Raw genomic sequence first — 13619 nt, forward strand, 5'->3', positions numbered from 1 at the left:
ATGTGTCGGTGCTTCGCATCCGTGACGTGTCACCGGCGCTCCCCTTGCGCCAGCGGCCTGCGGGGGAACGGGCCTAGGCAATAAGAAAACTACGGAAGTCACACCCGATCATGCGCACCCACGTTCGCGCGATGGCGCTGCACGCGCCTGTCTTGCCACGTCCCACCTGCACTGGCTGCATTACCCGCATTGCCCGCATTACTTCTGCACCGGCCACGTCTGTTGCCGCTCCGCACCGTCTTGCCCTCGCGGCGGCCCTGTTGGCCGCCAGCATCGGCGCCCATGCCCAGTCGGCCCAGTCCGCCGATGCCGCATCGACGGCGTCGCCCATGCCGGCGGTGCTCGCCGCCAATCCGCCCGACAACCCCGCGACCGACAGCCCCACCGCCGTGCAACTCAAGGCGACCGTGGTGACAGCCTCGCGCACCGACCAGACGCTGACAGACACGCTCGCGGCCACCTCGGTCATCACGCGCGAAGACATTGAACGCAGCCAGACGCAGGATTTGCCGACGCTGCTGCGCGGACAGGCCGGCGTGGAAATCGTGCAGAACGGCGGTTTCGGCACGTCGGCCAGCGTCTTCATGCGCGGCGCGGCATCGAATGCTTCGCTCGTGCTCATCGACGGGGTGCCCGTCAACGCAGCCACAACCGGTACGACCAACATCGCCCAGATCCCGGTGTCGCAGATCGACCACATCGAGATCGTGCGCGGCAACGTCTCGGCCCTGTATGGTTCGCAGGCCGTCGGTGGCGTGATCCAGATCTTCACGCGCAAGGGCAACGGCGGCCCGCCCCGCGCCTATGCCGAAGTGGGCTACGGCACGAACAACACCACGCAGGCCAACGCCGGCATCGCCGGCTCGTTCGACGACGGCAAGACCCGCTTCTCCCTGGACGTCTCGCGGTTTCACACCAACGGCATCTCGGCGCAGGACCCGCGCTTCGCGCCGAAGGTCAACCCCAACCGCAACGGCGACGACAACACGAGCGTGAGCGCATCGCTGTCGCGCAAGGTCGGCGACACGTGGGAGGTCGGTGCGCGCCTGTTCCAGAGCGACGGCAGCAGCAGCTACGACAATGCCTACGGCAAACCCACCGACCTGAACGACAGCGACGCCCGCGTTCGCCAGATCTCTGGTTATGCAAAGGGCAACCTCACGGACAAGTGGAAGACCCGGATCACCGTCACACAGGGCGACGACTACAGCTATAACTATCTGAACGGCAGCGGTAACGGCAACTTCCATACGTCGAGCAACCAGATCGACTGGGCCAACGAATATGCGTTCATGCCGGATCAGAAGCTGATCGCCGGCTACACGCGTCTGGAGCAAACGGTCGAGAGCAGTACGAACTACGACCGTAACAACCGCCATCTCGATTCGGGCTACGTCGGATACGAGGGACGATTCGGCAAGCATCAGATTCAGGCCAACGTGCGACGCGACGTGTATTCCGATTTCGGCGGCGCGAACAGCTACTGGGCCGGCTATGGCTACTCGCTCACGCCGCAGTGGAAGGTCATGGCCAATGCGTCGGACGGCTTTCGCGCACCGACCTTCAACGAGCTGTTCTATCCGGGCTTCGGCAATCCGAACCTGCAACCGGAACGCTCGATTTCGAAGGAACTCGCCGTGCAGTTCAACGGCGGCGAGCGCCTCGGCCTGGTCAAGTTGACGGGGTTCCGGACCCACTACACCAACCTGATCCAGTCGCTCACGGTGTTTCCGTACACGGCCGCGAACGTCGCAAACGCGCGCGTCGAGGGCCTGGAGTTGACCTACGCGGGCCGTCCGTTCCTCGGCATGGACGTGCGCGCGTCGTTCACGCGGCAGAACCCAACCGATCTCGATGCCGACAAGCAACTGGCGCGTCGCGCCCGGCAGTTCGGGTCGGTCGGTCTGTCGAAGACGTTCGGCAAATTCACCGTCGGCGGCGATGTCTTCTACAACGGCGAGCGTTACGATACGGGCGGTCAGCATCTCGGTGCCTACACGCTCGTGAACCTTCAGACACGCTACGATATCGACAAATCCTGGTACGTCTCGGCGCACCTCGACAACGTCTTCAACAAGCATTCCCAGACGGTCTATGGCTACAACACCCTTGGACGCGCGATTTACGTCTCGCTCGGCTGGAAGCAGTTCTAACGACGTCCCGGCAGGGCGAGACGTCGCATGACGCTGCGTCGCGCCCTCGCCATCTGGACGGGACTGGCCGGTGTGGCGCTGGCCGTTCTCGTGGTGTCGCTCATGCTGGGGAGCGTGCCGGTCTCGCTGCGCGAAATCGGCACGTTGCTGCTCGGCCATGACGCCGGTCTTGCCGGCGACGTGGTCTGGCGTCTGCGTCTGCCGCGCGCACTCGCCGCGTTCGCCTGTGGCGGCCTGCTCGCGGTCGCGGGCACGTTGATGCAAACGCTGTTGCGCAACCCGCTCGCCGACCCTTACGTGCTGGGCATTTCCGGCGGCGCGGGGGTTGCCGCGCTGGCGTCGCTGGCGCTCATGCTGCCCTTTTTCTGGGTGCAGACGAGCGCCTTCGTCGGCGCGCTTGCGGCCATTGCCCTCGTGATGGCGCTGTCTCGCCGAAGCTTTCTACGCCATGACGATCACGACAGCAGTACCCAATTGTTGTTGACCGGCGTGATGATGGCCGCCGGCTTTGGCGCGCTCGCCACGCTCATTCTCACCCTCGCACCCGACGCCAGCCTGCGCGGCATGCTGTTCTGGCTCACGGGCGATCTGAACGGCGTCGACCGCGCCTGGTTGCCGTTGATCGCGCTCGCGGCGACGCTGTTCATCGTGTGTCCGGTCGCGCATCGCCTGAATGTGCTGCTGCGTGGCGAAGCGGTGGCGCATGGCGTGGGCGTGGCCGTCGGCCCGCTGCGCGCCCGCATCTATCTGGCGGCGTCGCTGGCAACCGCCGTGGCAGTGACCACCGCGGGCAGCATCGGCTTCGTCGGTCTCGTCGTGCCGCACATCCTGCGTTTGCGCTTCGGCAACGATCAGCGCATGCTGCTGCCGGCCGCCGCGCTCGGGGCGGGGCGTTGCTGATGTTCGCCGATCTCGTGGCGCGCACTGTCATTGCGCCGACGCAATTGCCCGTTGGTGTCATCACGGCGATGATCGGCGTGCCCGTTTTCCTGTGGCTGCTTTCCCGACGAGCCATCCAATGAGCGCACCGCTGCTGCAAACACACGCGCTGACGCTGCGCGCCGCCGAACGGGTGCTCGTGGACCAGCTCGATCTCGTGATCGCGCCGGGCGAGTGCTGGTGTCTGGCCGGGCCCAACGGCGCGGGCAAGACGACATTGCTTGGCACGCTCGCCGGGCTGCGTCACATCGACGACATACCGCCGCGCGGTGTCCCGCTCAGCGCCAGCGGCCGGGTTACGCTGGGCGGCAAGGCGCCGGCGCAGTGGCGTCCGGCGTCGCTCGCCAAGGTGCGCGCGCTGATGCCGCAACAGACGCGCGACGCGTTCGGCGCCACCGCGCTCGAAGTGGTGCTGACGGGCCGTCATCCCTATCTGGCGCGAGGCCGCTGGGGGGCATGGGAGTCGGACGACGACATCGCCGCCGCCATGGCCGCCCTTGCGCAGGTCGGCCTGGAGCGCTTCGCCGCGCGCGACGTCACCACGCTCTCGGGGGCGAGCGCCAGCGCGTATCGCTGGCCGCCGTGCTGGCGCAGGCCACGCCGTTGCTGTTGCTCGACGAACCGGTCTCGCATCTCGATCTGCATCACCAGATCGACGCGTTGGAGCGCGTCGCGCGCCACGCGGAACGAATTGATGCCGCCGTCATCTTCTCTTGCCACGATTTGAATCTGGCGCGACGCTTCGCCACGCACGCTTTGCTGCTCGACGGCCGTGGCGGATGGCGCGCCGGCCCGGTGCACGACGTGCTCTGCGCCGAGCATTGCAGCCACGCCTTCGGGTATCCGCTGCGTCTCATTCGCGATGGCGACGACGAGGCCCTCGTGCCCGTGCGTCGCCTGTGAATGGCGCGCATGATGCCCCGTCGTACGGGCGTACACTCTCAACCGCGTGCGGCCGTCCCGCGTCGCATGCCCGCTTTTGACAGGTGCTGTTCATGACGCAAGAAACGCCGCAATCTCCGACGCCATCCGAATCGCCATCGGCATCCGACGACGGGCGCGATGCGCGCCATCGCACGCGCATGGCGCGCAAGAAGGAGGTGATCGACGACAAGATCGCGCAGGCCCAGCGCGACTGTGGCGTGATCGTCGTCACGACCGGTAATGGCAAAGGGAAATCGAGCTCCGGCTTCGGCATGGTCGTGCGCGCGATGGGGCACGGCATGAAGACGGGCGTCGTGCAGTTCATCAAGGGCGCGATCCCGACGGGGGAGGAGACCTTCCTGCGCCGCTTTCCTTCGGAGTGCGAGTTTTTCGTGATGGGCGAGGGCTACACCTGGGAGACGCAGGACCGCGCACGCGACATCGCAAAGGCCGAAGCGGCCTGGGAGCAAGCGCGCCGAATGCTGCGCGACGCGTCGTTCGGTCTGGTGTTGTTCGACGAGTTGAACATTGCCCTCAAGCTCGGCTATCTCGACGTCGACACGGTGATTGCCGATTTGCAGGCACGACCGGAGATGCAGCACGTGGTGATCACCGGACGCGGCGCCCCGCAAGCGCTGATCGACGTGGCCCACACCGTGACCGATATGACGCCGGTCAAGCATGCGTTTGCCCAGGGCATCCGTGCGCAGGCCGGCGTGGAAATGTAACCACCGCCTCATTGTTTCAGGACGTCACCGTATGAATGCTTTCAGCCCCTCGCTCGCCGAACTGTTCGATATCGACGCGCCTGCCACGGCGATGGACGCCACGCTCAGGCACGCCATCGACATCAAGACGAAGCCGCCCGGCAGCCTGGGCGCGCTCGAGCGCGTGGCCCACCAGGTCGGCCGGATTCAGCAGAGCGCGACGCCCGATCTCGCGCGTCCGGCCATGCTGGTGTTCGCGGGCGATCACGGCATCGTCGCTGCGGGCGTGAGTCCATATCCGCAAGCCGTCACCGCGCAGATGGTGCATAACTTCCTGCGCGGCGGTGCGGCCATCAATGTGTTCTGCCGCACCCACGGCATTGGGCTGGAGGTCGTCAACGCGGGCGTTGCCGCTGAATTTCCGTCGCATGCGTCGCTCGTCGACATTCCCGTGGCGCGCGGCACGCAGAACTTCCTCGAAGCGCCCGCCATGACCCGCGAGCAACTCGAAACGGCGTTGGCCGCCGGGGCCGCGCGCGTTGTGGCGCACGCCTCGCTCGGCACGCGCATGATTGGCTTTGGTGAGATGGGCATCGGTAACACGTCGTCGGCGGCGTGCCTGATGCAGCGGCTGACCGGCCTGCCGCTCGCGGCATGCGTCGGGCGTGGTACCGGTGTCGACGACGCCGGTCTCGCGCGAAAGACCGCCATACTCGAGCGTGCGCTGGCGGCGCATCCGCACGTGGCGAACGGAATGCCGGATCCGCTGGAGACGCTCGCCACCTTTGGCGGCTTCGAGATCGCAATGATGACCGGCGCATATCTCGCGGCCGCGAAGCTGGGACTCGTCATCGTGGTGGACGGCTTCATCAGCACATCGGCGCTGTTGGTCGCCGCGCGCGTGTCGCCGGCGGTGCTCGACTATTGCGTCTTCGCGCACGCATCGGACGAAACCGGCCATCGTGCCATGCTCGAGATCCTCACGGCGACGCCGTTGCTGCAACTGGGCCTGCGTCTCGGCGAGGGCACGGGCGCTGCGCTCGCGATGCCGCTCATTCAGGCGGCCGCCGCGTTTCTGCGCGAGATGGCAACGTTCGAAGGGGCGGGCGTGAGCGAGCGCGAGGCGTCGGACCAATGACCCCCTCGTCCCCCGATCCCTCGCGCCCCTGCGACGATGTCGATGCGCCGTCGAGCGCGTTGGCAACGCAGGATCGCCCGGCGCGCGAAGGGGCTTTCGCCGGGGCGTTCGGGGGCATCAAGGGACAGGTGCGGCTTTTCCTGACCGCGCTCGGGTTTTTTACACGGGTGCCGATTCCGCCATGGGTCGGTCATTCGCCCGAGCAACTGAATGCCGCGACGCGTTATTTCCCGCTCGTCGGCGTGTTCGTCGGCGCGCTCGTCGCGTTGTTGACGGTGGCGATGGGCCGGTTGTGGTCGCCGCACCTCGCGATCGCATTGGGGTTGGGCATCAGTGTGCTGCTCACGGGGGCTTTTCATGAGGACGGGTTGGCCGATTCGGTCGACGCGTTCGGCGGCGCGTTCACGCGTGAGCGCGTGCTGGAGATCATGCACGACTCGCGCATCGGCACCTACGGCGCGGTGGCGTTGTGGCTGGCGCTTGCCGTCAAATGGCAGGCCCTCGTCGATATACAGGCGGCGGCGGGGTGGGGCGGCTTTGCCGTCGTGCTGATCGGCGCGCACGCCGCCAGCCGCAGCATGGCGATCAGTCTGTTGCGCTCGCTCGATTACGTGCGCCCGGAAGGCAAGGCCAAGCCGGTCGCGCAACGTTTGCACCTGCGCGAGCTGCTGTTCGGCGTGGCGTGCAGTGTGCCGTGGTGGGGGTGGCCCGACTGGCGCGCCGGCGTGACGGGCGCGGTGGTGCTGATCGCATTGCGCGCGGGCTTCATCCGGTATCTGCGCCGCCGCCTTGGCGGCTACACCGGCGACACGCTCGGCTTTGCCCAACAACTTGGCGAACTCGCGCTGTATCTCACGGTGTGCGCATGGATCTGATCCTGATGCGGCATCCGCCGCCCGATGTCGCCTCGTCCGTCTGTTACGGCCGGACCGACCTGCCGGTCGACGCGGCGCGCTTCGACGCGTGTGTCGCCGCGATGCGGGCCGGACTCGCGGCGCAACTTGACGGCCGCGCGCCGACGGCGATTCACTGCAGTCCCTTGCAGCGCGCAAGACGCGCCGCCCACACCCTGGCGACGTCGTTCGGCGTGCCGGTGACAGAAGATGCGCGTCTCGCGGAGATGGACTTCGGCGCGTGGGAAATGCGGCCATGGGACACCCTCGACCGGCGCGATCTCGATGCGTGGGCACGCGACATCCATGGATTCTCGCCTCCCGGCGGTGAATCCGCGCGCGACGTCGTATTGCGCATGCACGCGTGGGCGAGGGGGTTGCGCGCCGTCGCGAACGACGTGCATGTGGCCGTCGCCCACGCTGGACCGATTCGTCTGCACACCGCAACGGCGTTGCGCATGCCGACCACGGCATGCCTGTCATGGGCGCTCGACTTCGGCGCGCTCTGCCACCTTCACGTCGCCGACGACGGCCATGCGCGATTGATTCGCTGGAACGCGTGAGCGGCCGGGCTCCGCCCCGCGACGGCATTACTGCACGGCAGGTTGGCGACGTGCGCGAGCGATATCGAGGTCTTCGCACATCGCGCGTGCGCCGTCGAGAATGCGCGGGCCGGGCCGGCTGATGAGGTCGCCGTCGATGCCGAACAGGTTGTTATGGGCCACGGCAGGCAACTGCGGCCACTTGCGCCAAGCATCGAGCGTGGCGAGCGGCTTGGCGGACGCCGTTGCGCCAGACGTCGCCGTAAACATCGCTTCCGGACGTTTGGCCAGTACCGCTTCGATGGACACGCGCGGCACGAGCGGCGCTTCGTCGGCGAAGACGTTCACACCGCCGCATAGCCGGATCACGTCGCTCACCATGGCGTTGCCGTTGAGCGTCATGAGCGGTTGCGTCCACACCTGATAGAAGACCTCGACAGGAGAGCGCGATGCGTACCGTTTGCGCAGCGCTTCGTAGCGCGCGCGAAACGTTTGCGCCGACGCTTGCGCTTTGGCAGGTGTTCCCGTCAGCGTGCCCAGCGTCTCGATTGCCGCGGGCAGATCCGTCAGATGCTTCGGCTCGGAATAGAAGATCGGTATTTTCAACTGTCTCAATGCTTCGACCTGACGCTGCGAGTTGCCATGCATCCACACGACGAGCAGGTCGGGTTTGAGCGAGAGAATGCGTTCGAGATCGAGCGCGCTGTTGTCGCCAACGCGCGGCAGGCGACGCGCGGCCTCGGGGTAGTCGGAGTAGGCGACCACGCCCACGACCTTGTCGCCCGCGCCGGCTGCAAACAGCAGCTCGGTCGCGTGCGGCGAGAGGCTCACCACGCGCTGGGCCGGCGCCGGGAGGGTGACCATGGCACCGGAGTCATCTCTGACGTAGATGGCGGCGTGGGCACTGAGCGTGGCGAGCCAGGCAGCGGCCAGGGCAATTCCATAGCGGCGAATTCCGCGGAGACGGCAAAGCAGGGGCACGGCCGGAAGATTGAGCGGCATCTGGGCGGGCTTGGGGGTTGAAGGACGTGGGTTGGCACGGTGGAGCGTCGCGAAAACGCACCGGTCCGCGTGCTGACTCGCCATTCTCTGCGGGTTGTGGCGTCGCGACAAGGGGCTGGCGTGCTGATCCCGCGAACCGATGTCATGCATGAGAGGTCGAACGATGCGTGACGCGATAGGCTGGAGCGCGTCGGGACATTGGCAGACAACACGTACGGCCCGTGCGCCGGATTCCAGGAGTGGAAGTCGTGAAGCGAAATATCGGAATGAGGAGCGCGTTGACGCTCGCGCTGGTGATGATGCTCGGTGCGTGTGCGGCGCCGGACGGACATGGCGGTGTGAGCGCCGCGAACGGCACGAGCAAGGTGCAAGCCTACGGCGTGATTGACGGCGGCGTAACGGTGGTCAAATAGTGGGGCGTGTCGATAGGCGCATGGTGCGAAGCCTCGTGAGACAACACGCTGGCGATCGCGCCGCAAGTGAAAACGACCGCGCCCCCGGACTCCGGAGAGTTCAAGGGGCGCGATCGCTAACGCATTGTCAGGGCGTGACTGAAGCGTGACTACGTCCTGACTGCAGCGTTACTGAAGCGAGACTCCGGCGACCGGTTGATGGTGCACCGTGTGACAGAACCGCGTGCGCGGCAGTGCCCGGCCAACCGGTTGGCGACCTTAGTTGGACGCCGGGGCCGGGGCGGCAGCACCTGCGTCCGACGCCGGAGCGCTCATGGCAGCGCCTGCGTCGCTGGCCGGTGCGGCCATGCCTGCCGCCGGTGCCGATGCCGACGTGTCGGCGGCCGGCGCGGCCGTTTGGTCTTCCTTCTTGGTACAACCAACCGTCACGACAGCGGCGGTCAGGAGGGTCGCGAGCAACAGAGGCAGTTTTTTCATTTGGTCGTCCTTTTATCGGGGAAAGCCCTTGCGAAAGAACCTTCAGTCTAACGGCGCCCTTCGGCGATGACTGTATGCATTTGTTGCAGAAATGCTTCAATTTGTAACGAAAAAGGGCTCGCGTCTCACGTCGTTCGATACGAGGTAAGCGCAGATGAGGCGACCCTTCGGGCGCGTTACGAGGAATTTGGACGGCCCCTCACTTCCGCAGTTCCCTAAAATGTCATTCGGGGTGCGAGCCGTCGAGTGCCGACTGTAATCGCTGCCACTCGGCCTCGGTCGACGGCAGGCCGAGCCGCAGACTCGGCAAGGTCCGCGTTTCCCCGTTTTCCACGGCGATCGGACGTGCCTCGAAAAGACGTGTCCAGATGCCTTGGGCCGCCAACTGGGCGTGCCATCGCGGCGCCATCGCATGCGGTGTCCATGCGAAAAGGGGCGTGCCTTGCGCGGGCCAGCCCCGCCCTCGCAACAGCGCGAGCAGGCGCTCGCCGTCCTTCTCCAAACGCACGCGCGTCGCCGCTTGCCAGGCCGTATCGCGCAGGGCAGTTCGTACCGCGAACCTTGCCGGGCCGCTGACCGTCCACGCGCCGAGCCGCTCGGCCAAGCGCGTCGCCACCCCGTGCGGACAGAGCGCAAAGCCCGCGCGAATGCCCGCCAGCCCGAAGAATTTACCGACCGAGCGCAGCAGGACGAGGCCATCCTCGCCCGCGTGGGACGTCATCGACGCGTGGGGCGACACGTCGGCAAATGCCTCGTCGACAATCAACATGCCACCGCGCTCGACCAGCAAACCTTGCCATCGGGAGAGGGTCTGGCGTGAAACGCACCGTGTCGTCGGATTGTCGGGATTGACCCACACGAGGTAGTCGACGTCGGGCAAGCCGGCCTCGGGCCCCAGCCATGGCACAAGGGTGTGTCCGGCTTGGGCGAAGGCCGGCGCGTACTCGCTGTAGGTGAGCGAGGCGACGGCGACGCGTCCCGGCGGCAGCAGCGCGGGTAACGCGCGAATGACGGCCTGCGATCCGGCGCACGGCACCACGGTCTGGACCGGCGCGCCGTAGTACTGCGCCGCCACGTCGCGCAGATCGTCGAAGGCATCGGGCAAGTCGCGCCAGACGCTCGCAGGCGGCATCGGCACGGGATAGCCGTTCGGATTGATGCCGGTGGACAGGTCGAGCCAGTCTTCGCGGGGCCGTTGATACCGCAAAATGGCTTCGCCGAGATTGCCGCCATGGCGAGGCGCTGGCGACGCGTCCAACGCGGGGAATGCCGTCGCGCTCACAACATTCCCGTCGGCACGCTATCGGCCTGTGAGGCCGCGAAAAGCGCCAGCGCGCCGCCGACGATCAGCCACATCCACATCGAGCGCGAGATAAGCCGCCACGCGGCCTCGATGTGCTGCGGCGAGGGCGTCATGCCGCAACCCAGGGCCGGACGTGCTTCCCACTCGCCTTGATAGCGGGCAGGACCGCCCAACTGGACACCGAGACTGCCGGCCCCGGCGGCCATCACCGGCCCGGCGTTCGGGCTGGACCAGGCGCTCGCCTGCGTGCGCCAGCAATCGATGGCCCGGGCGACGTCGCCGAAGATGGCGTAGCTCGCAGCGGTCAGCCGCGCGGGAATCCAGTTGAGGGCATCGTCGATGCGAGCGGCAGGTCGGCCGAAGTACAGAAACTTGTCGGTGCGATAGCCCCACATGGCGTCGAGCGTGTTCGCGAGTCGGAACAGCACGACGCCGGGCGCGCCTGCGATGGCGAACCAGAACAGCGCGCCGAAGATGGCATCGTTGCCGTTCTCCAGCGTTGACTCCACCGCTGCGCGCGCGAGATCGGAGGCACTCGCGTCTTCAGTGTCGCGCGAGACGATGCGCGCCGTGAGCGCACGCGCTTGCGTCAGGTCGCCGTCGCGCAGGGCCTGGGCGATGGGCATCACATGCTCGCGCAAGCTGCGCGCCCCCAAGGCGGCGTACAACGCGAGCGCCTGCCAGACGATGCCGCCCCAACCGGGCAGGAACGTCAGCGCCCAGGCGATCGCGACGGGCAGTACCAGCATGATCGCCCACGCCCAGGCGCCGCGCACCATGGCGCTGAACGGCTTGTTCTGGATGTCGGGCGTGTTGAGCCAGGCTTCGACGCCGTTGGCGATGTAGCCGAATCCGGCCAGCGGATGCCACCGGCGCGGCTCGCCGAGCCAGGCGTCGAGCAGTACGCCGATCAGGGCGGCGAGCCAGAGCGATTCGGGGGCGATGGCAGTGAGCATTGGCGATTATCCTTTGACGGCCATCGGCAATCCGGCGACGACAAAACGCACTTGCGGGGCGCGTGCCGCGACACGCTGGTTCAGACGGCCCAGCTCATCGACGTAGCGTCGCGTCAGCGAGCCCATCGGAATCACGCCGAGTCCGATTTCGTTGCTGACGACAACGATCTTGCCGGGCAGCGATTCCAGCGCCCGGCCGAGCGATTCGACGACATCGTGCCACTGCGCATCGCTGGCGGGCCCTTCGGGATGATCGTCCGGCGGGCAGAGCCAACCGGCCAGCCACAGCGGCAGACAGTCGACCAGTACGCAATGGCCGTCGCGGGCGACGTCGCGCAGCGTTCCCGTGAGATCGCGTCCGACTTCCACGGTGCGCCAGTGCGCCGGACGGCTGGCGCGATGATGGGCTATGCGCGCGCGCATCTCGGGCTCGTCGCTTACCGCGGCGGTAGCGACATAGGTGACCGGCAGGCCGCTTTGTCCGGCGAGACGTTCGGCGAACGCACTCTTGCCGGAGCGCGCACCACCCAGCACGAAAGTCAGGTCGAGGGCACTCATGGGCAATATTGTACGAGCGGCCGATGCGATAATTCGCGTCATGAGTGAATTCCCTGTCAATTTCGCGGCGCCCGCACGCGCCTATCGGGGCACCCTGATGATTCAGGGCACCTCGTCCGATGCCGGCAAGAGCACATTGGTTGCCGGTCTGTGCCGTTTGCTCCATCGTGAAGGCGTGCGCGTGGCACCGTTCAAGCCGCAGAACATGGCACTCAACAGTGCCGTGACGGCCGACGGCGGCGAGATCGGTCGGGCGCAGGCCCTGCAGGCGCAGGCGGCCGGCATCGCGCCGCACACCGACTTCAATCCCGTGCTGCTCAAACCGAGCAGCGACCGCGGCGCGCAGGTCATCATCGGCGGCAAGGTCATGGCCGATCTGGATGCGCGTGCGTATCACGAGTACAAGCCGCGTGCGATGGCCGCCGTGCTGGCCGCTTACCAGCGCTTGCGCACCGGCTACGATGCGGTGCTCGTCGAAGGGGCAGGCAGTCCGGCCGAGGTAAACCTGCGCGCGCGCGACATCGCGAACATGGGCTTCGCCGAAGCGGTCGACGCGCCAGTGTTGCTCGTCGCCGATATCGACCGGGGCGGTGTGTTCGCGCAATTGCTCGGCACGCTCGCGTGTCTGTCCGAGCGCGAGCGTGCACGCATCAAGGGTTTCGTCATCAACCGGTTTCGAGGCGATCCGTCGCTGTTGACCAGTGGCCTCGAATGGCTGGAGGCGCGCACCGGCATCCCGGTGCTGGGCGTGTTGCCCTATCTTCACGGCCTGCACCTGGATGGCGAAGACATGCTGCCCGACGAGCGCCACTCGGCCGCGCGCAGTGAGACGCGGCTGCGCGTCGCGGTACCCGCTTTGCCACGCATCAGCAATCACACTGACTTCGACGCCTTGCGGGCGCACCCGCAGGTCGATTTCCGCTATGTCAGTGCGGGCGAGCCGTGGCCCGACAGCGATCTCGTGATTCTGCCCGGCAGCAAGCATGTGCGTGCCGATCTGGCATGGCTGCGGGCGCAGGGTTGGGCTCCGGCCATCGCACGGCATCTGCGCTACGGCGGCAAGGTGCTGGGTATCTGCGGCGGCTTGCAGATGCTCGGGACGGCGATTCACGACCCGCTCGGGCTGGAAGGCGAGGCGGGGACGACCGCCGGCCTCGGATGGCTCGACCTCGAGACCACGATGCAGCCGCAAAAGCAGCTCCGTGTCGTGACGGGACACCTGAGCGTCGGCGATGCCCCCGTGAGCGGCTATGAGATCCACATGGGCGTGACGCACGGGGCGGCGCTCGAGCGGCCGGCTGTCTGGTTGGCGGGCGAAGCGAGCCACGCGGGGCAATCGAGTGAAGCGGCCGCCCGTGCCGACGGCGCCCGCTCGGCCGACGATCAGGTGATGGGGACCTACCTGCATGGCCTGTTCGATACGCCACAGGCCCTGCAAGCGCTGCTCACGTGGGCCGGCGCCGGTGGTGTCGAGGCGCAGGACTACAACGCGCTACGCGAGGCGTCGCTCGACCGGTTGGCGGATTCGCTGGCGGCGCATCTGGATCTATCGCGCGTCTGGGCGTGTCTGCATGAGTGCACAGCGAAGGTGGACTGACGCGAGGCCGCCATCCC

The 13619-nt window shown here is 66.9% G+C and carries 12 protein-coding genes and 2 pseudogenes; 9 read left to right on the forward strand and 5 right to left on the reverse strand.

Annotation, left to right across the window (positions count from 1 at the left end):
- Window positions 1–110: 110 nt before the first annotated feature.
- The 7 genes and pseudogenes from DRB87_RS05820 to cobC all read left to right on the forward strand — a co-directional run bounded on the left by DRB87_RS05820 (window position 111) and on the right by cobC (window position 7317).
- Complete coding sequence (locus tag DRB87_RS05820) at window positions 111–2153, forward strand: TonB-dependent siderophore receptor (protein WP_130025211.1); 2043 nt, start codon at window positions 111–113, stop codon at window positions 2151–2153.
- A 27-nt stretch (window positions 2154–2180) separates the two neighbouring features.
- A pseudogene (locus tag DRB87_RS05825) lies at window positions 2181–3175 on the forward strand (FecCD family ABC transporter permease).
- A pseudogene (locus DRB87_RS05830) lies at window positions 3172–3995 on the forward strand (ABC transporter ATP-binding protein). The pseudogenes DRB87_RS05825 and DRB87_RS05830 overlap by 4 nt, the downstream one beginning before the upstream one ends.
- Window positions 3996–4087: 92 nt before the next feature.
- Window positions 4088–4744, forward strand: coding sequence for a cob(I)yrinic acid a,c-diamide adenosyltransferase (cobO, locus tag DRB87_RS05835; protein WP_130025212.1), 657 nt, complete (start codon window positions 4088–4090; stop codon window positions 4742–4744).
- Window positions 4745–4775: 31 nt separating this feature from the next.
- Complete coding sequence (cobT, locus tag DRB87_RS05840) at window positions 4776–5861, forward strand: nicotinate-nucleotide--dimethylbenzimidazole phosphoribosyltransferase (RefSeq protein ID WP_130025213.1); 1086 nt, start codon at window positions 4776–4778, stop codon at window positions 5859–5861.
- A complete protein-coding gene (locus DRB87_RS05845; protein WP_240756201.1) occupies window positions 5858–6736 on the forward strand; it encodes an adenosylcobinamide-GDP ribazoletransferase in 879 nt (292 codons plus the stop codon). Before cobT ends, DRB87_RS05845 begins: the two co-directional genes overlap by 4 nt.
- Window positions 6727–7317 carry an alpha-ribazole phosphatase family protein gene (cobC, locus tag DRB87_RS05850; RefSeq protein ID WP_130025214.1) on the forward strand — a complete coding sequence of 197 codons (591 nt, stop codon included), beginning with the start codon at window positions 6727–6729 and terminating at the stop codon, window positions 7315–7317. Before DRB87_RS05845 ends, cobC begins: the two co-directional genes overlap by 10 nt.
- Before the next feature lie 27 nt (window positions 7318–7344).
- Here cobC and DRB87_RS05855 read toward each other — a convergent pair whose 3' ends face one another.
- Complete coding sequence (locus DRB87_RS05855; protein ID WP_130025215.1) at window positions 7345–8298, reverse strand: cobalamin-binding protein; 954 nt, start codon at window positions 8296–8298, stop codon at window positions 7345–7347.
- Between the two features lie 248 nt (window positions 8299–8546).
- Here DRB87_RS05855 and DRB87_RS22970 point away from each other — a divergent pair, with 248 nt between their 5' ends.
- A complete protein-coding gene (locus DRB87_RS22970) occupies window positions 8547–8711 on the forward strand; it encodes a hypothetical protein (protein ID WP_165385244.1) in 165 nt (54 codons plus the stop codon).
- A 258-nt stretch (window positions 8712–8969) separates the two neighbouring features.
- Here DRB87_RS22970 and DRB87_RS05860 read toward each other — a convergent pair whose 3' ends face one another.
- The 4 genes from DRB87_RS05860 to cobU all read right to left on the reverse strand — a co-directional run bounded on the left by DRB87_RS05860 (window position 8970) and on the right by cobU (window position 12005).
- The gene (locus tag DRB87_RS05860) at window positions 8970–9188 is read right to left on the reverse strand and encodes a hypothetical protein (RefSeq protein ID WP_130025216.1); all 219 of its coding nucleotides are present in this window, start codon (window positions 9186–9188) and stop codon (window positions 8970–8972) included.
- Between the two features lie 223 nt (window positions 9189–9411).
- The gene (cobD, locus tag DRB87_RS05865) at window positions 9412–10470 is read right to left on the reverse strand and encodes a threonine-phosphate decarboxylase CobD (RefSeq protein WP_240756202.1); all 1059 of its coding nucleotides are present in this window, start codon (window positions 10468–10470) and stop codon (window positions 9412–9414) included.
- The gene (gene cbiB / locus DRB87_RS05870; RefSeq protein ID WP_130025217.1) at window positions 10467–11447 is read right to left on the reverse strand and encodes an adenosylcobinamide-phosphate synthase CbiB; all 981 of its coding nucleotides are present in this window, start codon (window positions 11445–11447) and stop codon (window positions 10467–10469) included. The genes cobD and cbiB overlap by 4 nt, the downstream gene beginning before the upstream one ends.
- Before the next feature lie 6 nt (window positions 11448–11453).
- Entirely contained in the window at window positions 11454–12005 is a 552-nt protein-coding gene (cobU, locus tag DRB87_RS05875) for a bifunctional adenosylcobinamide kinase/adenosylcobinamide-phosphate guanylyltransferase (protein WP_130025218.1), read from the reverse strand.
- A 40-nt stretch (window positions 12006–12045) separates the two neighbouring features.
- Here cobU and DRB87_RS05880 point away from each other — a divergent pair, with 40 nt between their 5' ends.
- Window positions 12046–13602, forward strand: a complete 1557-nt coding sequence (locus DRB87_RS05880; RefSeq protein ID WP_130025219.1) for a cobyric acid synthase — start codon at window positions 12046–12048, stop codon at window positions 13600–13602.
- Window positions 13603–13619: the final 17 nt, after the last annotated feature.

The organism is Pandoraea sp. XY-2 (assembly GCF_004193915.1).
Lineage (GTDB): Bacteria > Pseudomonadota > Gammaproteobacteria > Burkholderiales > Burkholderiaceae > Pandoraea > Pandoraea cepalis.